This is a genomic window from Kitasatospora atroaurantiaca (genome assembly GCF_007828955.1).
GTDB lineage: Bacteria > Actinomycetota > Actinomycetes > Streptomycetales > Streptomycetaceae > Kitasatospora > Kitasatospora atroaurantiaca.
On record NZ_VIVR01000001.1, the window covers coordinates 673,858 to 693,414 of the forward strand.

General features: G+C 71.0%; 24 protein-coding genes and 2 pseudogenes. 11 read left to right on the plus strand and 15 right to left on the minus strand.

What is annotated here, in order from left to right:
• Positions 1-55 precede the first annotated feature (55 nt).
• From FB465_RS03090 to FB465_RS03125, 8 genes are all read right to left on the minus strand, one after another.
• A complete protein-coding gene (locus FB465_RS03090; protein ID WP_145787387.1) occupies positions 56-817 on the minus strand; it encodes an urease accessory protein UreD in 762 nt (253 codons plus the stop codon).
• Entirely contained in the window at positions 814-1,497 is a 684-nt protein-coding gene (ureG, locus tag FB465_RS03095; protein WP_145787389.1) for an urease accessory protein UreG, read from the minus strand. The genes FB465_RS03090 and ureG overlap by 4 nt, the downstream gene beginning before the upstream one ends.
• On the minus strand, positions 1,487-2,137 hold the full coding sequence (locus FB465_RS03100; protein WP_145787390.1) for an urease accessory protein UreF: 651 nt from the start codon (positions 2,135-2,137) through the stop codon (positions 1,487-1,489). Before FB465_RS03100 ends, ureG begins: the two co-directional genes overlap by 11 nt.
• Positions 2,137-3,864, minus strand: a complete 1,728-nt coding sequence (locus tag FB465_RS03105; RefSeq protein WP_145787392.1) for an urease subunit alpha — start codon at positions 3,862-3,864, stop codon at positions 2,137-2,139. The genes FB465_RS03100 and FB465_RS03105 overlap by 1 nt, the downstream gene beginning before the upstream one ends.
• Positions 3,854-4,165: an urease subunit beta gene (locus tag FB465_RS03110; protein WP_145797101.1), complete on the minus strand. Its 312-nt coding sequence runs from the start codon at positions 4,163-4,165 to the stop codon at positions 3,854-3,856. Before FB465_RS03110 ends, FB465_RS03105 begins: the two co-directional genes overlap by 11 nt.
• Before the next feature lie 14 nt (positions 4,166-4,179).
• Positions 4,180-4,482 (minus strand): urease subunit gamma, encoded by a 303-nt coding sequence (locus FB465_RS03115; RefSeq protein ID WP_145787394.1) that lies wholly within the window; start codon positions 4,480-4,482, stop codon positions 4,180-4,182.
• Between the two features lie 240 nt (positions 4,483-4,722).
• Positions 4,723-5,451, minus strand: a complete 729-nt coding sequence (locus FB465_RS03120; protein ID WP_145787396.1) for a hypothetical protein — start codon at positions 5,449-5,451, stop codon at positions 4,723-4,725.
• 62 nt (positions 5,452-5,513) lie between these two features.
• Positions 5,514-6,014 carry a SigE family RNA polymerase sigma factor gene (locus tag FB465_RS03125; RefSeq protein WP_145787398.1) on the minus strand — a complete coding sequence of 167 codons (501 nt, stop codon included), beginning with the start codon at positions 6,012-6,014 and terminating at the stop codon, positions 5,514-5,516.
• 203 nt (positions 6,015-6,217) lie between these two features.
• Between FB465_RS03125 and FB465_RS03130 the strand changes: the two genes are divergently transcribed.
• Both FB465_RS03130 and FB465_RS03135 read left to right on the plus strand, forming a co-directional pair.
• Positions 6,218-7,045, plus strand: coding sequence for an LLM class F420-dependent oxidoreductase (locus FB465_RS03130; protein WP_145787399.1), 828 nt, complete (start codon positions 6,218-6,220; stop codon positions 7,043-7,045).
• Positions 7,046-7,049: 4 nt separating this feature from the next.
• On the plus strand, positions 7,050-7,514 hold the full coding sequence (locus FB465_RS03135; protein ID WP_425461239.1) for a TIGR03668 family PPOX class F420-dependent oxidoreductase: 465 nt from the start codon (positions 7,050-7,052) through the stop codon (positions 7,512-7,514).
• A 12-nt stretch (positions 7,515-7,526) separates the two neighbouring features.
• On the opposite strand, the gene FB465_RS03140 is transcribed toward FB465_RS03135, so the two are convergent.
• Positions 7,527-8,087: an NUDIX domain-containing protein gene (locus tag FB465_RS03140; RefSeq protein WP_145787401.1), complete on the minus strand. Its 561-nt coding sequence runs from the start codon at positions 8,085-8,087 to the stop codon at positions 7,527-7,529.
• A gap of 77 nt (positions 8,088-8,164) precedes the next feature.
• Here FB465_RS03140 and FB465_RS03145 point away from each other — a divergent pair, with 77 nt between their 5' ends.
• A complete protein-coding gene (locus tag FB465_RS03145; RefSeq protein WP_145787402.1) occupies positions 8,165-8,365 on the plus strand; it encodes a hypothetical protein in 201 nt (66 codons plus the stop codon).
• Here FB465_RS03145 and FB465_RS03150 read toward each other — a convergent pair.
• The 3 genes from FB465_RS03150 to FB465_RS03160 form a co-directional block, all read right to left on the minus strand.
• Positions 8,362-8,844, minus strand: a complete 483-nt coding sequence (locus FB465_RS03150; RefSeq protein ID WP_145787404.1) for a cupin domain-containing protein — start codon at positions 8,842-8,844, stop codon at positions 8,362-8,364. The genes FB465_RS03145 and FB465_RS03150 overlap by 4 nt on opposite strands.
• Positions 8,845-8,908: 64 nt before the next feature.
• Entirely contained in the window at positions 8,909-9,187 is a 279-nt protein-coding gene (locus tag FB465_RS03155; RefSeq protein ID WP_145787406.1) for a hypothetical protein, read from the minus strand.
• Between the two features lie 121 nt (positions 9,188-9,308).
• Complete coding sequence (locus FB465_RS03160; RefSeq protein WP_145797103.1) at positions 9,309-10,073, minus strand: DUF3626 domain-containing protein; 765 nt, start codon at positions 10,071-10,073, stop codon at positions 9,309-9,311.
• Between the two features lie 216 nt (positions 10,074-10,289).
• Here FB465_RS03160 and FB465_RS03165 point away from each other — a divergent pair, with 216 nt between their 5' ends.
• On the plus strand, positions 10,290-11,267 hold the full coding sequence (locus FB465_RS03165) for an NAD-dependent epimerase/dehydratase family protein (RefSeq protein WP_145787408.1): 978 nt from the start codon (positions 10,290-10,292) through the stop codon (positions 11,265-11,267).
• A 173-nt stretch (positions 11,268-11,440) separates the two neighbouring features.
• Here the strand turns inward: FB465_RS03165 and FB465_RS03170 are convergent, their stop codons facing one another.
• Positions 11,441-11,725 (minus strand): hypothetical protein, encoded by a 285-nt coding sequence (locus FB465_RS03170; protein ID WP_145787409.1) that lies wholly within the window; start codon positions 11,723-11,725, stop codon positions 11,441-11,443.
• A 417-nt stretch (positions 11,726-12,142) separates the two neighbouring features.
• Here FB465_RS03170 and FB465_RS03175 point away from each other — a divergent pair, with 417 nt between their 5' ends.
• A complete protein-coding gene (locus FB465_RS03175; protein WP_145787411.1) occupies positions 12,143-12,445 on the plus strand; it encodes a hypothetical protein in 303 nt (100 codons plus the stop codon).
• Here FB465_RS03175 and FB465_RS37410 read toward each other — a convergent pair.
• Positions 12,435-13,085 (minus strand): recombinase family protein, encoded by a 651-nt coding sequence (locus FB465_RS37410; RefSeq protein WP_145787413.1) that lies wholly within the window; start codon positions 13,083-13,085, stop codon positions 12,435-12,437. The genes FB465_RS03175 and FB465_RS37410 overlap by 11 nt on opposite strands.
• A gap of 184 nt (positions 13,086-13,269) precedes the next feature.
• Here FB465_RS37410 and FB465_RS03185 point away from each other — a divergent pair, with 184 nt between their 5' ends.
• Both FB465_RS03185 and FB465_RS03190 read left to right on the plus strand, forming a co-directional pair.
• Entirely contained in the window at positions 13,270-14,016 is a 747-nt protein-coding gene (locus FB465_RS03185; protein ID WP_145787414.1) for a hypothetical protein, read from the plus strand.
• A complete protein-coding gene (locus FB465_RS03190) occupies positions 14,013-14,351 on the plus strand; it encodes a winged helix-turn-helix domain-containing protein (protein WP_145787416.1) in 339 nt (112 codons plus the stop codon). Before FB465_RS03185 ends, FB465_RS03190 begins: the two co-directional genes overlap by 4 nt.
• A gap of 320 nt (positions 14,352-14,671) precedes the next feature.
• On the opposite strand, the pseudogene FB465_RS03195 reads toward FB465_RS03190, so the two are convergent.
• Positions 14,672-14,976: pseudogene (locus FB465_RS03195) on the minus strand (transposase); the annotation flags it as partial.
• Between the two features lie 40 nt (positions 14,977-15,016).
• Here FB465_RS03195 and FB465_RS03200 point away from each other — a divergent pair.
• From FB465_RS03200 to FB465_RS03220, 4 genes and pseudogenes are all read left to right on the plus strand, one after another.
• Positions 15,017-15,214 (plus strand): annotated as a pseudogene (locus FB465_RS03200) (IS110 family transposase); the annotation flags it as partial.
• 434 nt (positions 15,215-15,648) lie between these two features.
• Entirely contained in the window at positions 15,649-17,241 is a 1,593-nt protein-coding gene (gene dacB, locus FB465_RS03210; protein WP_246192474.1) for a D-alanyl-D-alanine carboxypeptidase/D-alanyl-D-alanine endopeptidase, read from the plus strand.
• 479 nt (positions 17,242-17,720) lie between these two features.
• The gene (locus tag FB465_RS03215; protein WP_145787419.1) at positions 17,721-18,908 is read left to right on the plus strand and encodes a glycerophosphodiester phosphodiesterase; all 1,188 of its coding nucleotides are present in this window, start codon (positions 17,721-17,723) and stop codon (positions 18,906-18,908) included.
• 87 nt (positions 18,909-18,995) lie between these two features.
• The gene (locus FB465_RS03220) at positions 18,996-19,556 is read left to right on the plus strand and encodes a TetR/AcrR family transcriptional regulator (RefSeq protein ID WP_145787421.1); all 561 of its coding nucleotides are present in this window, start codon (positions 18,996-18,998) and stop codon (positions 19,554-19,556) included.
• Position 19,557: the final 1 nt, after the last annotated feature.

The window sequence follows — 19,557 nt, forward strand, 5'->3', positions numbered from 1 at the left end:
TGCCGGGCGAGGGACCGCACGGGCTGTTGGTCCGGACGCGCCGGCTGGGCAGGGCCTATGGCGCGAGCAGCCGGCGCAGCGTCAGCGCGTCCGGGGCGAGGGCGACGAGCAGCGTGGCCCCGGCTCCCGGGAGGGTGAGCAGGGCCGCTTCGGCCGAGGGGTCGGGTGGGGCCGGTGCGGGGCCGACGGTGAGCAGCTGCCCAGCGGTGCGGTGGCCGCCGAGACCGGCCGGGCCGTCCCAGCCGGGTGCGCCGGGCCCGAGGTCGGTCTGCTGGTCGAGGATCAGCCGCCCGCCCTGACGGACGGTCAGGCGGGAGGTGAGCCTGCCCGGCGGGGCCTGCCGGGCCCAGTCGTGGTGGCGGCCGAGCACCTGCTCCTCGCGGTAGCGCAGCCGGGCCCCGGGGGCCAGGTCGATCCTGGTGGTCATGATCAGGTGACTGCCGGCGGCGGCGACCACGGGTTCGGGAAGCCAGTCGAGCAGGGCCCCCTCCCCCACCGTCAGGTCGAGGTCGTAGCGCGCGGGGGCGCTCTCCCGGCCGGGCAGGCTGATGGTGGCGGCCGCGCTGGTGACGGACAGTTCGGCGCCGGGCTGTACGTCCGCCCGGATGGCCAGGTGGTCACCGCCGAGCGGGGCCGCCATCGAGCCGATGACCACCACCCGGGCCGCCGTCCCCGGGCCCCGGGTGCGGCGCAGCGCGAGCGGGCCGGCCCCGGCCAGGACGGGCAGGGCGGTGCCGCCCCGCCCGTCGGGTGCGGCGGTGATCCGCGCCATGGCGACGAGCGCGCCGGTCACCGCCTCCGCCAGCACGTCCGTCATCGCGTACGCCACGCCGCGAGCCGCTCGCGCACCCAGGCGGCGACGGGCGCGACTCCGTCGGCGGCGGCGAGCGAGCAGAAGACGGTGGGCAGCTCGCCGCGCTGGGCCTTGGCGTCCCGGGCCATCACGTCGAGGTCGGCGCCGACCAGCGGGGCGAGGTCGGTCTTGTTGATGACGAGGAGGTCCGAGGTCGAGACGCCCGGCCCGCCCTTGCGGGGGATCTTGTCCCCGCCGGAGACGTCGATGACGAATATCTGATGGTCCACCAGGCCCCGGCTGAAGGTGGCGGTGAGGTTGTCGCCGCCGGACTCGACCAGGATGAGGTCGAGCGGGCCGAGCGCGTCCTCCAGTTCCTCGACGGCTTCGAGGTTGGCGGAGATGTCGTCCCGGATGGCGGTGTGCGGGCAGCAGCCGGTCTCGACGGCGGTGATCCGCTCGGGCGGCAGGACGGCGTTGCGGAGCAGGAACTCGGCGTCCTCGGTGGTGTAGATGTCGTTGGTGACCACCGCGAGCGAGAGCTCCTCGCGCAGCACCCGGCAGAGCGCGGCGACGGTCGCGGTCTTGCCGGAGCCGACCGGGCCGCCGAGGCCGATGCGCAGCGCACGGTGGTGGCGGGGGTGCTCGGTGTGGGCGTGGTGGATGACGGGGGCGTCGTGGGGGTCGACGTGGTCACGATGCAAAGAGACGCACCTTCCAGGAGCTGTGCTGCTCGGCGTAGATGTCGAGCAGGGGTGCCGAGGCGGCGGGGAGCTCGCCGGCTTCGGCGGCCCGTACGGCGTCGGCGCTGACGGCGTCGAGCTGGGGGGCGAGCCGGGCGAGCTGGGCGGCGACCTCGTACGGGTCGAGGCCGAGCAGCCGGACGCAGGCGGTGGCGGGGCCGTTGACGCTCTCGTACGCGGCGATGGCCGCCGCCTGGGCGGGGGTGAGCCCGGCGGCGTACGCGGTGACGCCGAGGGCGACGCTCTGGTGGGCGCCGCGCGGGTACTGCGCCTTCAGGGTGTCGAGGGCGGGGTGCGGCCAGGCGGCGAGGGCGGCTCGCAGGAGCTGGCGGCCGAGGCGTCGGCTGGTCGCGCGTTGGGCGGGTGACGGGGTGCGGGCATCGGCCGCCTCGTCGAGCTCGGCGAGGTCGCGGCCGGCCGCCGCCGCTGCCGCGAGGGCGGCGGCGGTCAGGCCCGCGGTGTGCAGGCGGCCGGTGAGGAAGGCCGCCATGCTGGCGGTGTCGTGCACCCGGCCGGCCTTGACGGCGGCCTCGGCACCACCGGAGTGGGCGTGGCCGCCGGCCGGGAAGCGCCCGTCGGCGAGCAGCAGGAACGCTGACACTAGAACAGGAAGTACCGCTGGGTGAGCGGCAGTTCGGCGGCAGGGGCGGGGGTGACGGGCTCGCCGTCGATGGTGACGGTGAAGGTGTCGGGGTCGACGTGGACCTCGGGTCGGGTGGTGTTGTTCACCATGTGGTCCTTGGTGACGCCCCGGGTGTTGCGGATGGCCGTGAAGGGCTTGGCGAGGCCGAGCCGCTCGGGCAGCCCGTCCTCGATGGCCGCATGGGCCGTGAAGTTGAGCGAGTTGCGCGCCGGTGCCCGTCCCTTGGCACCGAACATCGGCCGGGGCAGCACGGGCTGCGGGGTCGGGATGGAGGCGTTGGCGTCGCCCATCTGGGCCCAGGCGATCTGGCCGCCCTTGATCACCAGGTCGGGCTTCACGCCGAAGAAGGCCGGCGTCCAGAGGACGAGGTCGGCCAGCTTGCCGGTCTCGACCGAGCCGATCTCGCCGTCCAGGCCCTGGGCGACGGCCGGGTTGATGGTGTATTTGGCGACGTAGCGCCGGGCGCGGTGGTTGTCGGCGCGGCCGTCTCCGGGCAGCGAGCCCCGGCGGGCCTTCATGACGTGCGCGGTCTGCCAGGTCCGCATGACCACCTCGCCGACCCGGCCCATGGCCTGGGAGTCGGAACTTATGATCGAGATCGCGCCCAGGTCGTGCAGGATGTCCTCGGCCGCGATGGTGGACGGGCGGATCCTGGACTCGGCGAAGGCCAGGTCCTCGGGCACGTACGGGCTCAGGTGGTGACAGACCATCAGCATGTCGAGGTGCTCGTCGACGGTGTTGACGGTGTGCGGGCGGGTCGGGTTGGTCGAGCTGGGCAGCACGTTGAGCTCGGAGACCACGGTGATGATGTCCGGCGCGTGACCGCCGCCCGCGCCCTCGGTGTGGTACGCGTGGATCCCGCGCCCGGCGATCGCGGCCAGGGTGTCGGCGACGAAGCCGGCCTCGTTGAGCGTGTCGGTGTGGATGGCCAGCTGGGCGCCGGTCTCCTCGCAGACCCGCAAACAGGCGTCGATCGCGGCGGGGGTGGCCCCCCAGTCCTCGTGGATCTTGAAGCCGAGGGCGCCGCCGCGCAGCTGGTCGTGCATGGCGGCGGTGTTGACGGTGTTGCCCTTGCCGAGCAGGCCGATGTTGAGCGGCAGGTCGTCCATCGCGGCGAACATCCGGGCCAGGTGCCAGCTGCCGGGGGTGATGGTGGTGGCCTTGCTGCCCTCGGCCGGCCCGGTGCCGCCGCCGACGAGGGTGGTGACGCCCGACGACAGCGCCTCGTCCGCGAGCTGCGGGCAGATGAAGTGGACGTGGGCGTCGATCGCCCCGGCCGTGAGGATCTTCCCGTTGCCGGAGATGACCTCGGTCTCCGGGCCGATCACCAGGTCCGGGTGGATGCCGTCCATGGTCTCGGGGTTCCCGGCCTTGCCGAGCGCGGTGATCCGGCCGTCGCGGATGCCGATGTCGGCCTTGACGATGCCCCAGTGGTCGAGCACCACGGCGCCGGTGATCACGGTGTCGGGGGTGCCCTCGGCCCGGCCGGCGCGGGACTGGCCCATCGACTCGCGGATCACCTTGCCGCCGCCGAAGACCGCCTCGTCGCCGCCGGCGCTGCGGTCCTCCTCGATCTCGATCAGCAGATTGGTGTCGGCGAGCCTGATCCTGTCCCCGGCGGTCGGTCCATAGAGCGCGGCGTAACGCTCGCGGGTGACGGTGAGGGCGTGACGGTCAGCGGTCAAGGGGGCCTCCGGTCTCGCCGCGCAGTCCGGCCACCTCGCGGCGGCCGCCGATGGGGATGAGCTCGACCTCGACCGGGATGCCCGGCTCGAAGCGCACGGCGGTGCCCGCCGGGATGTTCAGGCGCAGCCCGTACGCCGCCCGGCGGTCGAACTCCAGACCGGGGTTGGTCTCGGCGAAGTGGTAGTGGGAGCCGACCTGGATCGGCCGATCGGCGGCGTTGACGGCGGTCAGGCGGGTGACGGGGCGTCCGGTGTTGAGGCCGATGTCGCCGTCGCCGTACAGGATCTCGCCGGGTGTCACCGGCAGCCCGCCCGTCACAGGATGGGCCCGTGGACGGTGACCAGCTTGGTACCGTCCGGGAAGGTGGCCTCCACCTGGACGTCCGGGATCATCTCGGGGATGCCGTCCATGACGTCCTCGCGGGTGAGCACGTGCCGTCCCGACTCCATCAGCTCGGCGACGGTGCGCCCGTCACGGGCGCCCTCCAGGACGTGCGAGGTGATCAGCGCGATCGCCTCGGGGTGGTTGAGCCGCAGCCCGCGGGCCCGCCGGGAGCGGGCCACGTCGGCCGCGACGTGGATGAGCAGGCGCTCCTGCTCATGGGGGGTGAGCCTCATCTGCGCGCACCTCGGGGGGAGTTCAGAGGGCGCGGACACAGCACTGTGCCGCGGGTGGCCTCCGGTGCGCGGCTTGCCTGGGGGACGGGTGGGGATGCGCGGGCAGCGCCGCCCGTCGCGACCGCCCTCCGGCCCGCACGCGGGAGGATTCGATCTCGTGCCCGACACCGTAGCCGACGAACCGTCCCTGCCGTCAGGGGGTCCGCCCCGCGTGTCGGGTCGTACGGGGCGGACCGGCCGTCAGCGGTCCCACCGCGGGTCGAGCGCGACCGCCTTCAGCTCCTCCCGGCTCGGCACGGGCGTCGGCCAGCTCTGCGGGCCCACGGCGGGCGCCGTGTTGCTCGCGGTCACCACCACGCGGCGGCCGTTCGGGCGAAGGGTGTCCACCCTCCACTCATCGATGTGACCCTCCGGGAGCGTCCCCTTCTCCGTGATCTGCACAAGGGTTCCGTCGGGACGGGTCTCGGCCCGGCAGCCGGTGTTGGCCTGATGGACGTCCTGACAGGCCATGTGGCCGGCCAAGGAGCTGGTCATACCGTCCTCGATTCTCAGCTCCACCATGCTCTGGCCATGACCGTCGACGTAGGACAGCCGGACGTTGCTCAGGTTGTCGGAGGCCTCCGAGACCGTTCCGCGCTTGGGCATCATCGACACCAGCAGGTCCTTCCGGTAGGCGGTGGACCCGATCTTCGACGGGTCGGCGAAGGGTGTGAGGGACGGGCTCGGCGGGGCGGCCGGGTTCGCCTTCGACGTTGTGGCGGTGTACGGGCCGAGCACCCCCAGGCCGACGAACAGCCCGCCGGCGACCAGCACCGCGGCAGCACCGAGCTGCGCGTTGCGCGCCCGGCGCAGGCGCCTGCCTCGGGCCGTGGCCCGCAGGACCAGGTCGGAGGGGGGTGGGGCGAACTGCGCGACGGCGTGGCTCATGGCGTCGGGCATCCGCTGTTCGAAGTTCTCGTCCGAGGACATGGGTGTTCTCCGTTCGTTCGGAGCGTCGCGGTGGGGCGAGTGGGTGTGGGAAGCCGGTGCGGCTACGAGGCGGTGAGCTCGGCCAACTCGTCGCCGAGCACGGTGCGCAGCCGCTGCAGGGCACGCAGGCTCTGGGTCCGGACGGTGCCCGGCGTGAGCTTCAGGATCGCCGCGGTCTCCTCGACCGATCGGTCCTCCCAGTAGCGCAGCACCAGGACGGCGCGGTCCTTGGCTCTCAGCTGTGCCAGCCCGTCCAGCAGCGTCAGGCGCAGCTCGGCGTCGTCGGCGCGGCCGGCCTGCTCGGGGAGCTGGTCGCTGGGCCGTTCGCCGGAGCTGCGACGGCGGCGCTGCGAGAGGTACGTGCGGACCAGGACCTTGTGCGCGTACGCCACCGGTGACGCGGTGCGGTCGATGCGCCGCCAGGAGCGGTACATCTTGGCGAGCGTCTCCTGGACCAGGTCCTCCGCCAAGTGCCAGTCACCGGTCAGCAGGCAGGCGGTGCGGAAGAGATGCCCGCTGCGCGCTGTGGCGAACTCCAGGTAGTCCGCGGGTGCTTCCCCCACCGAGATGTGTCCTTCCGTGATCCGATTTCTTCCCTATGCACGCGGGGAACCACCCCCCGCGTTACAGGTCGACCCGAAGGAATCCGTGCGACCTTAGCCGGGGTGAGGATTGACGGCCGATCGGGGGTCCCTTTCGTGATGGTCTGTCACGAAATACGTCGTCGGTGGCTATGCTCCGGGGACCCAGGATGAGGTGATGGTGGATGAAGTTCGGGATCTCGACGTTCGTCACCGACGAAGGCATCAAGCCGACCGTGCTCGGGCCCGCGCTGGAGGAGCGCGGCTTCGACTCGCTGTTCCTCGCGGAGCACACCCACATCCCGGTCAGCAGGGAGACGCCGTACTGGGCGGGTGGCGAGCTCCCGCGCATGTACTACCGCACGCTCGATCCCTTCGTGACCCTGGCCGCCATCGCCCCGGTCACCACCACCCTGCTGCTGGGCACCGGCATCACCCAGGTCATCCAGCGGGACCCGATCATCACCGCGAAGGAGGTGGCCAGCATCGACCTGATCTCCGGGGGCCGGGCCGTCCTCGGTGTAGGCGCCGGCTGGAATCTGGAGGAGGTCCGCAACCACGGCACGGATCCGCACACCCGAGGCAGACTGATGGACGAGCGCATCCGAGCCGTCATCGAGCTGTGGACGAAGGACGAGGCCGAGTTCCACGGCGATCTCGTGAACATCGAACGCTCCTACTGCTGGCCCAAGCCGGTGCAGAAGCCCCATCCGCCGATCTACGTCGGCGGCGACGCCCCGCGCACCTTCGAGCGGGTGGCCGAGTACGGCGCGGCCTGGCTGCCCACAGGTATTCCGCCGGAGCAACTGGGGCCGAAGGTCGAGAAGCTACGGGAGGTCGCCGGGCCCGACACGCCCGTGGTGGTGTACGGGGCCGGCCACAAGCCGGAGGCGGTGGAGACCTACGCGCGGATCGGCGTCGACCGCGTGCTCTTCTACCTGCCCACCCAGCCGAAGAGCGAGACCCTGCGCGCCCTCGACAGGATGGCCGATGTCGCCTCGGCGTACCGCTGACGCCGTGCCGGACATGGCCGTCGAGGAGGCCCGGCGGCGCTTCGCACTCGCCCGGGTGGCCCGCCTCGCCACCGTCGGCAGCGACGGGCGGCCCCACCTGGTCCCGGTGACCTTCGCCGGGAGCTTCACCGAGGCCGGCGACACGGTGGTGACCGCCGTCGACCACAAACCCAAACGGTCACCTCAACTGAAGCGGCTCCGCAACATCGCGGCCCACCCGGCCGTCTGCCTCCTGGTGGACGAGTACGACGAGCAGTGGGAACGGCTGTGGTGGGTACGCGCCGACGGTGACGCCCGAGTCGTGCCGCCGCCCGTCGCGGGTGGCCCGGCGGCCTCTCCCGACCATCACGAAGCGATCGAACTCCTGCGGCGGAAGTACCCGCAGTACGGCCCGCGGCCGCCGGAAGGGAGCGTCGTCCTGATCACCGTCCGGGCCTGGCGGGGCTGGAGTGCGCTGCCAGGCCCCTGAACTGAGGCCGCCTCAGGCTCCGGCGGCGGCCGCGAGGAGCGCGAAGGTGCTTCCCGCGTGGTGGATCTCGCCTCGCAGCACCATCGCGACCGCCTCCTCGAAGGGAAGCCACGACACCTCGAGGTCGGCCTCGGTCGGCTCCAGGTGCGCGGGTCCGTGGATCAGCCCGCTCGCCCGGAAGACGTGATCGCGGTGGTTGGTGGCGCTGTCCGCCCCGTGGACCACACCCAGCAGCTCCCAGGTGCGGGCGGTGGCCCCCGTCTCCTCGGCCAGCTCCCGTCGCGCGGCGTCCTCGGGCCCCTGGTCCCCGGCATCGATCGCGCCGCCGGGCAGCCGCCACTGGAACCCGCCGTGGGTGTAGATCCACTGCGACGTCACGGCGACCAGCCCGCCGCCGTCCACCGCGAGCACCGTGACCGAGCCCGGCAGCACGACGTGGTCGTAGTACCCGACGGAGCCGTCCGGCCGCACCACCTCGTCCTGCCGGACCTCGATCCACCGCGTCACGTGAACCGGGCGGCTCGTACGCCGCTCCCACGGGGCCCGCTGGTGGCCGGCACGCCTCGAAGCCATCGCCGTCGCCCATCCTTCCGTCGGAATCAGCCGCTGTGGACCCGTGACGCGCGGCCGTTCCAGTCGTTGGCCCCGGTATGAAGAAGCGCAGCATGCTCGCCGTCGCGTCCCTCGCCGCCGGTGTGGTCGCGTCCCTGACCGCCCCCAGTGCCCACGCGGGCGTCGTCGACAGCAGCCTCAACAACGTCAAGACGCTGACCCAGACCGACGTCCAGGCTCCGCTGTCGGCGAGTGACAGCACCGTCACGGACACCGCCGGCCCGCACACCAACCGCTAGTCGACGAAGAAGCTGTCGTGGCGGACGAGGAATTCGGTGAACTCCTCGCCGCCACGCCGGGCCATCTCGGCGACCTGCTCGAAGTACTCCTCCCGCGGCGCGCCCGGGGAGAAGAGCAGGAGCATCGATGCGGGCTCCTCCGACTCGTTCCTGAACGCGTGCAGCCCGCCCACCGGTACGTACAGGAAGTCCCCCTGACGTCCGGTGGTCCAGTGGTCACCGTCGAACAGCCGCACCTCGCCGGACAGTACGAAGAAGGACTCCGAGATCGACCGGTGGAAGTGAGTCGCCGGGCCGGGCGATTTGGGGCCCAGGTCCACCTTGTACAGCCCGAACTCACCGCCCGTGGTCGCGTGGGTGGCCAGGTAGTGGGTTCGGTTGCCCGAAGGGGAGCTCAGCTCGGGTTCGGTGTCAGCGGGCCTGAACACCGCCTTGATCTCGCCCTTTTCTCCAAGGTAGCGGGGCTCCGGATACGACATCGTCAACTCCTCTGAATGGCCGTCAGAGCATTGTGTCCCGGCGGCCGCCAGGAGTCATCAGCTTTCAGGACCGGCTCGGGTTACCCGCCACGCGATCCACGTTCCTGTCCTCAGGGAGCTCGAGTACCGCCACCAGGCGGTGCATGACGGCCGGCGGCAGGGCCGGGTTGGCGGCGGCCTCGTGGGCGAGTTCCTCGTCGTCGAGGAGTTCGATGAGCCGCCGCAGCGGCAGGCGCGGGTGCCGGGCGGCGTCGGCCCGTACCTCCGGGGCGGGGTCGGTGGACAGCCGGTCCACGGTGTCCGGAGGGGTCTGCAGGTCGAGGAGGGCGAGTCGTCGGACCATCGGGTGCGCGGCCTCGGCGTAGTCGGCCAGGTCCGAGGTGGGGAAGTTCGGACGGGTCGTCAGGCGCCACCGCTGGTTGCCGGTGTGTTCCAGGAAGCGTGGTGGCCGATCCCAGCGAGCGTCATCGGCTCAGGGGATCGTCCGAGTGGGGCGGTGAGCCGAAACGTGCCAGGCAGTGCCAGACTTTCTTGAGGTCCTGCTGGTCGTGGCGGCCCGTACGGGCGGCGTCCCCGATGATCCGAGGGTCGAGCCGGCCGTCCGCCGCGATCTCGGCGCCCAGGTCGACGTACTCCTGCCCGCGGTACTCCGGGTGGCGTCGCAGCTCCGCAACAGTGAGCCGGAATCCGGCGTGCCACTCGACGGGGCACGGAAGCAGGCGGGCCGCAGCCTCGACTGGCGTGCCGCGATAGCTGGGGTCTAGGACCAAGGCCTCGACGTGGCGGTCGAGCCTGACCGGTCCGTGTATCTGCGCCTCGATGTGGCCGTCCAGGGCGTCGTGGCCGTCCACCTCCGCCGCCTCGATCAGCGAGAAGCGGTGCGCGACGCCGAAGTCCGATGGTTCGGCCGAGCTGTCCGGGTAGCAGAAGGTCGCTCGTGGGAGGGTCTCGGCGGTCAGCCTGAAGTGTGCGGAACCGAACCGCGGTGCCCCGCCGGCGGGCGCTCGCCGGTAGTTCAGCGCGCCGTAGACGGGACGCTCCTGAACGGGCGCGTCGTCATACGCGCCGCCGAAGATCCGGCTCTCCCAGCGCCATCGGTCACCGCCGGGGTAGGCGGTCAGGCCCCCGTTGCTGGTCCCAGTCACGAACTGCGAGTGGTAGACGCCGTCCTCGGCCAGCTTGAGCAGGATCAGCCGGTCGCCCGCCAGGCGGTCGGGGTGGAGGTTCATTGTCAGCCGCAGCCCGGGGTCGAGCGGCCCACCTGAGGACTGGGACTCGACGTGGCGCAGCGCTCGCTCCTGCGGCGATCGGGACAGGTCGGCACTCACCCGCGCAGTGTGCCCGAAGGCCGTCCGCCTCTGCACATGGTTTGATCCGCCTGCGCGTTCGGTATCCGCCGAAAATGCGGGAGCCTCGGACGTTCCCCGTCGGTAGGGTCGACGGCCATGCGAATCCTTGTGCTTGGCGGTACGTCATTCGTGGGCCGCGCGATCGTGGAGGACGCCGTCCGCACCGGGGCCGAGGTGACCCTGTTCGGCCGGGGGAAGACCGGGACGGATCTGTTCCCCGAGCTGACCCGCCTGATCGGTGACCGGGACACCGGCGACTACGCGGCGCTGCGCGAGGGCAGCTGGGACGCCGTCGTGGACCTCAGCGGCTACGTCCCGCACCATGTCGGGCAGGCGATGGACGCGTTGGGCGACCGGGTCGGCCGGTACCTGTTCATCTCCAGCCATGCGGTGTACGCGCAGACGGGTGTGGAGCCGGGCTCGGACGAGGACACGCCGCGCCGCGAGCCCGTACGGAACGTCCGGACTCACGAGGAGCTCGACGACTCCACCTACGGCCCGGCCAAGGTGGCCTGCGAGGACGATGTGCTGGCCCGGTACGGCTCGCGGGCGACGATCGTGCGGCCGGGGAAGGTCGCCGGGCCGCACGACCCTTCGGAGATGTTCACGTACTGGGTGCGCCGGGCCGCGCAGGGCGGGCGGGTGGCGCTTCCGGCCGACCCCGGGCAGCCGGTGCAGATCATCGACTCGCGCGACCTCGCCCGTCTGGTGGTGCAGCTGCTCGTGGACGATCGCCCCGGCGCGTTCCACGCGGTGGGACCGGCCGAGCCGACCACGCTCGGCGGGCTCATCGAGACCTGCGCGAAGGTGGCGGGCACCGAGGTCGAGATCGTCCGGGTGACTCCCGAGACGCTCCCCCCGCTGTTTCCCCTCGTACGGGCCGACTGGCCGACCCAGCAGCGCAGTTCGGCGCGGGCCCGCGCGGCGGGCATGCCCGCGACCCCGCTGGAGGTGACGGCGGCCGATGTCCTGGCCTGGGACCGCGAACGTGGCGAGCCGCCACTGGGGCGCGGCTTCTCGTCCGAGGAGGAGCAGGCGCTGCTGGCGCAGCACGACGGCGGGCGTTCCCGGTAGAGGCCCTTGGGACTGGTGGGCTCGCATGTTGAGGTGTCGCGTATTCCTGGACGCCCATGGGACCTTGTTGCTCTGCGTCAACAGTCGATGGGGGTCGGGACCGGTACTGAAAGGCGGTGCGCCGGCGATTGCCAGGCCTTGCAGGAGGTGGAAGACGTTGGGGCGGAGCCAGATCAGCCTGCTGTTCGGGCGGTCGAGCTCCTGAAGGAGGTCCACGAGGGGCTCCAGCGGGGGTGGACCTGGCCGGTCCCGTCGTCAAGGAGGTCGGCGAGCCGGTCAGCCAGGGTGCAGCGTTCGCAGAGCCGACGGCCGAGCAGCATCCCCTCGAAGCCGCAGCGGTCACAGAAGAAGTCGCGGCTGATCCCCGCGCAGTCGCGCCAGACCGGGACGCCGTTCGGATCGCGGCCGGGCAGCAGCCGGTCGGTGCCGCAGCCCTGACAGCGGCCCCGGACGCGCATTGGCGCGCTCGTAGCAGGTGCAGCAGATCGGCCCGTCGGACCACTCGGCCGACTTCGCCCTCGTCGGCCACAGCGCGATCAGGGGTTCGGCCGGTATTCCTCCAGGATTGCTAAGGATTGATCTTGGGTTCGGGCCCTGGTTGATTGGACGCTGCGGGCCTTCCGCTGCCGCTGACGAGTCATCGGCGTTCCCCCCCCTCGCGATACACATCGGAGTGGGGCGCATGCGGTCGTCGGATGCTTGCGCGATACGTTCACGCCTCTGCGCCCAGGTTGCTCCGTGGCGTACACGCCACTCAACGAGTGTGACTGCCATCATGGCAACGGCAGCCGTATCGGCCCCTCTGGTGCGGTAGCAGCCACCGCCCATTGATTCGTCTGAATTCATTCGTCCCGCAACGGAAAGGCGATCGCGTCGTGTACATGATGCGCGAGGTGTACAGAGCCGAACGAGGGAAAGCGCCGGAGATCGTGGCGGCGTTCAAGACCCTCACCAAGGTCTTTGAAGAAGCCGGGTATACGAATCGGCGCATCTACGTCGACTACGCCGGCCCCATGGACACGGTCGTGTGCCAATGGGAATTCGACAGCCTCGACCAGTACCTCACCATGGAACGAGGGTTCTTCGTGAATCCGGACGAGAACACGCAGTCGCTGATCAACACGCTGAACAGCAACGCGACATCCGGCCACAAGGAGATCTACGAGGTCATCCAGTAGCAGTCGGGCGCCCGCTTGGTGCATTGCGGCAGACCCGCGGGCCGCCCCCGGCCTGCCGCTCGGCCAGCAGCCGCCGTACTGCTCGGGCGGGACCCGCAGAACGTACCGATCCGCCGCAGCCCCGACCCCTCATCCGAGCCATCGCCTCCACCCGGGCCTCGTCCAAAACGCCCACCAGCGCGCTCTGCTGCTCCTCCAGCAAACCGCATCCGCGGTGCCGGGGCCAGCCCGTCCAGCTGCTGACAGAAGCGCTCCACATCCGAGCGCAGAAAGACGCTCGGCGTTCCGGCTCGCCTTCGGCCTCGTCTGCGTGCACCGCCGCGTTCCAGTCGTGGACCACCTGGACCGGGTGCGTGCCGAACAGGCGCAGGCACTCCTCCGCCCACCCGTAGGCCGGATTGGTCAGGACGTCGCAGAACTGCCGTACAGAGCCCTGGTAGTTGCGAAGGGTGGAGCGGACGCAGCCGTGGACCGAGCGCAGATCCGCCGACCACTCGTCGACGTGCTGCGGCAGCGAGGAGAACCCGATCTTGCGCCCGCGTAGCTCGCCGACCATGTTGACCAGGTGCTTCAGCGAGCGGCCGTAGCGGTCGAGCGAGGGGACCACCAGGGTGTCGCCCTGGCGAGGAAGGCGTGACATGCCGTCAGCTCGGTGCGCTCGGCGGGCTCTGCGACCAGGGTTCGAACTGGTCCGGCTCAAGTGGCGTGCTCACGCCCGGAGCAGTGTTCACTCGGCGCGCGTCTGCGGGTGTCGGAACGTGATGACTTTGCGGCCCAGGGGGTCGTCTCTTGTCATAACTGGTTTGCAATGCAAAGCTGACTGCATGACAGACGCATCGGTGCCCTCGCCGGACACCCCCCAACAAGTCCTCGCCGGCCTTGGTGACTTGACCCGCCGAGTCCGTTCCGCCCAGCGCGGCGCCTGGTTTCCCCTCCTGCTGCTCGGTGCGCTCACGCTGGGCGGGATCCTGGTCAGCCGCTTCACCTTCAAGGTCGAGACCGTGCCCTGCACGGCGACCGACCCTGCGGCAGGCACCGGCTGCACCCTGGTTACGCAGGGCTCGCCGGTCTATTGGCCCATCGGGCTCGCCCTCGCCTACGCCGCGACGGCGTTCTTCTACATCCGCCGCTCCCGCAACCGCGGCGTCGGCACCCCGGTCCGGCCGTACATCCTCACCGGGATCGTCCTGGTCGGCCTGGTGACCGCCACCGCGATCTGGAGCCTCCGCCACGGGATGCCGCAGCCCGGCGAACAGCTCGACTTCTGGGGCCTGCGCCTGGACCCCACGTCCGGGGTGGCGATGTTCCTCCATCGACTCGCCGGGAACGCCGCAGCCGTCGGGCTGCCCCTGCTCGTGCTGTCCTGGGTGGAACGCAGCCGCGCCCTGCTGCTGCTCACCGCGGTGTACCTGGCCATCGAGCTGGTGCCGCTCACCACCGGCTGGTCGGGGATCCCGTTCACCTCGCCCTGGTCCGCCGTGCCCCGCTTCGGCGTACCCGGTGTGCTGCTCCTGCTAGGCGCCCTCGGTTTCGGTCTGGCCGAACTGTCCCGTCGGCGCGACGTCTCATGACCGATCAGCCCGACCCGCACCCCGTCACCGGCCTGGACGACGTGGTCCACCAGCGCGTCCGCCTCGGCATCCTCACCGTCGCCCACCAGGCGCGCCGGGTCGAGTTCGGCTTCCTGCGCACGGCGCTCGGACTCACCGCCGGAAATCTCAGCCAGCACCTGGCCGTCCTGGAGAAGGCCGGACTGGTCGACATCGAGAAGGGCTACGAGGGCAAACGCGCCCGCACCTGGCTCTCCCTCACCCCGGCCGGCGACCGCGCCCTGCAGGACGAGGTCACCCACCTCAAGCGACTCATCCACCAGATCGAACAAGGCAGCTCAGCCCCGGAGTCCTGATCCGGACTCCTGCACACCGTGGTGAGCCGTGAGCGGCTCCCGCTGACGTCCGGCGAACCCGGACAGCACGCCGAACACCGTCCAAGAAGCCAGGGGAGGACACGTGACCATCACACCGGTCGCCAAGACGGACCTGACGCGCCGTCGCATGCTCGCAGCCGCACTGGCCGCAGGGGTTGGGGCCGCCGTACCGATCGATGCAGCGCGCCACGCGTGGGCGGCTCCGACCGCCCCCGGCTCGTCGCAACTCACGCTGCCCGTGCCCACCGGGCCGCACCCGGTGGGCGTGGTGCTGCTCCACCTCCTCGACACCTCACGTGTCACGGGCGGCGGTTCGGGTGTTCGTCCCATCGGTGGGTCGGCCATGCCCGGCGGATCAGGCTAAGCACCGTGATGATGGTGTCGGTGAGATCGAAGAACGCATCGATGACGGTGGCGCGGCGCTCGTAGCAGCGGGCGAGGCGGTGGAGGCGTTCTGCCAGCCGTGGGTGCGTTCGACGTACCACCTCTGACTTGCCTGGATCGGCGCCTTCTCGCCCTTGCGCGCGATGTGGCCGTGCAGGCCGCGTTCGTCGAGCAGGGCGCGGGTCCTGTCCGAGTCGTAGCCGGCGTCCAGGTGCACGGTGCGGCCTGCATCTGCATGGGCGGACAGATCGCCGGCGGCGGTGTTCTACATGTCCGCGCAGACCTGCATCATCAAGGACGGACCCAACCGCGACTTCTACCTCAAGAGGCGCGCCGAGGGCTGCCGCCACGTCCAAGCGCTCATCGCTTTGGCATGCCGGAGGGTCAACGTGCTCCGGGCTCTCCTGCGCGACGGGCGGCAGTTCACGCCATCCGAGCCGGTTCCGCAGGCAGCTTGACTCGGCCATTGAGCCTTTTCGGCGTTGCCGCTCGAGGGTGAGGACGGCCTTGGCGGCTGACGTCAGCCAGTTCGGGCTGCAGCGGGCGTGGCGGAAGATCTGCCGGCACTTGACCGTGGCCACGCCTCGTTCGACGGGAAAGCGGAGTCGGGCGTGGACCCGGTTCAGCGGCAGATGCTCGCAGGCTGACGACTCGTCAAGTGTTCGAACCCCGACTCATATGGGTGCCCACCTTCGACCGACCGAATGATTTTCACACCCCACGCCGTCAGCACACCGCGCAGCAGCCCCGCCCCCGGAGTCCGTACACCTACCATGCGCCGTGAGCGCCCTGCAAAACGGGGCTTCCGACTCCAGAAACGGCTGGACGAATGAGATCAAGGATCCGTGGTCGGCTTCGGGCCTGGGCCACCGTCGGCGTCACCCTCGCGGTCGTGGCAGGTACAGCCGCCGCCGCACCTGCGGAGAGCCCTCACAGCGACCTCGGGCCCGACATCACGGCGATCATGAACAAGCCCGCGTACGAGAACGCGCAGTGGGGTCTGCTGGAGATCGACCCGGAGAACGGGCGGGTCGTCCACTCCATGTACCCCAACCAGTTCTTCATGCCGGGTTCGACCATCAAGCTCATCACCATCTCCGGTGCCTGGCACGCCCTCGGCCCGGACCACCGCTTCACCACGCCGGTGAACGCGATCGGCCACCTCAACGGGTCGACCCTCACCGGGAACCTGGCGCTCGTCGCCCAGGGCGACCTCACCATGGGCGGCCGGACCAAGCCGGACGGGTCGGTCGACTTCACCCCCATCGACCACACCTATGCCGACGACATCCCGGGCGCCACCCTCACGCCGGAGGACCCGCTCGCCGGCCTGGACCAGATCGCCCACCAGGTCCGCGACTCGGGCATCACCACGGTCGACGGCGATGTCGTCATCGACCCGCGGCTGTTCACGCCCCCGTCGATCAGCCCCCAGCCGACACCGCTCATCATCAACGACAACCTCATCGACCTGCTGACCACGCCGACCTCCCCCGGGCAGGCCGCCCAGCTGAGCTGGCGCCCGCAGGTCGCGCCGTACCAGGTCACCTCCAACGTCCAGACGGTGGCCGCCGGTGGCACCACCGACATCCAGGTCACCGCGTCCTCCGACGGCACGAGGATCACGCTCTCCGGAACGATCGCCGCCGACGCCAAGCCCGCCCTGAAGATCTCCCAGATCCAGGACCCCAACGCATTCGGGCGCACGGCCCTGATCGAGGCACTGGGCCGCGCCGGGGTGACCGTCACCGCCCCGCCGACCGGGCCCAACCCGGACAGTACGCTGCCCGCCTCGTACACCGGTGATCCCCAGGTGGCCGCCTTCGTCTCGCCGCCGTACCACGAGTACGCCAAGCTGATCCTGAATGTCAGCCACAACCTCGGCGCCAACCTGGCCCTGTGCAACATGGCCGTGAGCCGCGGCAGCAACAACTGCTTCGACGGCTTCCCGGTCATCCACGACTTCCTCACCAAGACCGCGAACGTCGACCCGACTCAGTTCCAGATGGCGGACGGACGCGGCGATGTTCCCGTCGACCGCGTCACGCCCGCCGGGCTCAACCAGCTGCTCGCATACTGGCTGCGCACCCCCGACGCGGACGCCTTCCGCACCTCACTGCCGATCCTCGGCGTGTCCGGCACGGGCGCTCTCTTCTGCACCACCGACTGCCCGGCCAAGGGCAAGGTCTTCGCCAAGCCCGGCACCATCATCGGCTTCGACCAGCTCAACCAGCAGCTCGCGATCAACGCGCAGACGTATGCGGGCTACCTGGAGGCGGACGACGGCCACCTCTACACCTTCTTCGTCGGCGTCAACGGCGCGGCGGCACCGGACATCCAGGGGTTCTTCGACGTCAACGACGACGTCGACGAGATCGCCGTCATCCTCCAGCAAGAGGCATGCGCGGAACACGGCGCCGGCCGCCCGCGCCACAAGGCCGTCACGTCCGCGAAAAGGCCTCTCTCCCGGATCATTCGTCCGTAACGCGATCAGTACGAGCTCTTCAGGGAGGACACCGATCGGGCGACGGCCGGGCGATCGGTGTGAGGGAAGAACGAACGAGGCTCCCGGGCGGTTGAGCGAGATGTCTCACGTCTCAACCAACCAGCCAGGGAGCCTCGTTGGTCACAGACCCTGCCGCACGCGCTCGTGGAGGGGGCCGCCAAGGCCGTCCTCGCCCTCGGGCTTCAACTCTGAAAAGGCTCATTGAAACTCGCCGGTCTCACGGGCCGTAGAGGCGGAGGGGTCAGGCCCGGTGCGCCGTCCTCCTCGGGCTGGTCACCTTGGTCGTCGTGGTGGTCAGGCGGGCCGGGGCCCGGCGTCCGACGGCGGCTCAAAGCTCCTGAGGGGGCCGCCGGTTACCCGGAGCTTTCCGCAGGGTTCGGCAGCAGGACACCGTCACGGCTTCCTACGCTCCTAGGGTGCGGATGGCATGCACACACACCCACGAGCCGGGAGAGCCCATGACGGAGAACTCGCGCCGCTGGTTCCTGCGTACGAGTGGAGCGGTCGGCCTCGGCGCCGCCGCCCTGAGCACCGCGGCGGTGCCGGAGGCGTTCGCCGACGCGCCCGCCGAGAGCACGGGAACGCGTCCGCCGGTACGGACGGGGACGGGTCTCGACCGGCTGCCGCACCCGCTGGTGATCGGCCACCGCGGTGCCAGCGGCTACCGCCCCGAGCACACCCTGGGCTCGTACGAGCTGGCGCTGGAGCTGGGCGCCGACGTGATCGAGCAGGACCTGGTGCCCACCAAGGACGGACAGCTGGTCGTCCGGCACGAGAACAACATCGCCGAGACCACGGATGTGGCGAACCACCCGGAGTTCGCCGACCGCAGGACCACGAAGACCGTGGACGGCCAGCAGCTCACCGGCTGGTTCACCGAGGACTTCACGCTCGCCGAGCTGCGCACCCTGCGCGCGAAGGAGCGGCTGCCGCAGCAGCGCCAGCGCAACACCCTCTACGACGGCCGCTGGCCGATCCCGACCTTCCGCGAGGTCACGGAGTTCGCCGAGCGCCGCTCGCGCACGCTCGGGCGCGAGGTGTGGCTGTACGTCGAGACCAAGCACCCGAGTTACTTCCGCTCGATCGGACTGCCGCTGGAGGAGCGGCTGGCCGCCGAGCTGCGCCGGGCCGGGCTGGCCGGCCGACGGGGGCGGGCGATCCTGCAGTCCTTCGAGCCGAGCAGCCTGCAGCGCCTCGCCGCCCTGGTCGAGAATCCGCGCATCCAGCTGCTCGGTGACCGGACGACCCGCCCGTACGACTTCGTCCTCGCCGGGGACACCCGCACGGTCGCCGACCTGGTCACGCCCGCCGGGCTGCGGTGGATCGCGGGGTACGCCCACGGCATCGGGCCGACCACCCAGCTGATCGCCCCGACCGACCCGGCCACCGGCAAGCTGCAGCCGGTGACCAGCCTGGTGCCCGACGCCCACGCGAGCGGCCTGGTGCTGCACCCGTACACCGTCCGCAACGAGAACGGCTTCCTGCCCGCCGACTTCCGGCACGGCACCGACCCGGCGGCGTACGGGGACGCGATCGGCTGGGCGCGGTTCCTGTACGAGCAGGGCGTGGACGGGTTCTTCACCGACAACTCCGACACCACCGTGCTGGCGCGAGCCGACTTCTGGGCGTCGCGCGGGGTCTCGTAACGGCCTGAAAACCGGTCTCGTAACGGCCTGAAGCGGGCCTCGTTACCGCCTGGACAGGAATATGTCGATCGGTCTACTGTCTCTCCCATGGGAGCCAAGGGCGAGGAGACGCGGGCCCGGCTGGTCCGGGCGACCCGGGCCCTGATGGAGGCTCAGGGGTACTCCGGTACCGGCCTGAACCAGGTGCTGGCCGAGAGCGGGGCACCGCGCGGCTCGCTGTACTTCCACTTCCCGGCCGGCAAGGACCAACTGGTGGGCCAGGCCCTGGCCGAGGCCGGCCGGGAGGTGGGCGAGCTGATCGGCTCGCTGAGCGGCAGCCCGGCCGGCATGGTCCGCGACCTGCTGGACACCCTCGGGGACCGCATGGAGCAGTCCGGCTACACCAAGGGCTGCCCGCTGGCGACGGTGGCCCTGGAGGTCTCCGCGAGCAACGAGCCGCTGCGCCGCCTCTGCGCCGACGCCTACGCCGACTGGCAGCGGGCGCTGGCCGAGCTGCTCGTCCGGGAAGGCCGCGATCCGGCCGGGGCCGACGCCTCGGCCGGTACCGTCCTCGCCCTGCTCGAAGGGGCGCTGCTGCTGGCGCGGGTGCAGCGCAGCCGTACCCCGCTCGACCGGGCGGCCAGGGCGGCGGAGCTGCTGCTCGCCTGAC